The 212-nt window shown below is 41.5% G+C and carries 1 protein-coding gene; it reads left to right on the top strand.

Going from position 1 to position 212, the window contains the following annotated elements:
- Positions 1 to 198 (top strand): hypothetical protein (locus tag P353_RS29145; protein WP_198529046.1); only part of this gene is annotated, 198 nt, incomplete at its 5' end.
- Positions 199 to 212 lie beyond the last annotated feature (14 nt).

Genomic DNA, 212 nt, shown 5'->3' with positions numbered 1-212 from the left:
TTTGGTGATGTATTGGAACAAGAAGAATATGGGATGTTTCCGATCATTAATGAGCTTACAGAACTCATGAGTGCGCGTCTTTTATTGCCTGAGGATTATGCAAAAAACTACATGAAAGTTCACGATTTTTATATGCCAATGAGTAATAAATTTGGCGTCACCATCGGCGCAGAGCACTCCATGCATCATTCGCGTTGAGTCGGCAAAGCGTG

The organism is Comamonas testosteroni (genome assembly GCF_000761245.1).
In the GTDB taxonomy this organism is placed as follows: domain Bacteria; phylum Pseudomonadota; class Gammaproteobacteria; order Burkholderiales; family Burkholderiaceae_C; genus Comamonas; species Comamonas testosteroni_C.
The sequence above is the reverse complement of the archived record's forward strand: the minus strand, read 5'-3'. Positions and strand labels throughout refer to the sequence as shown.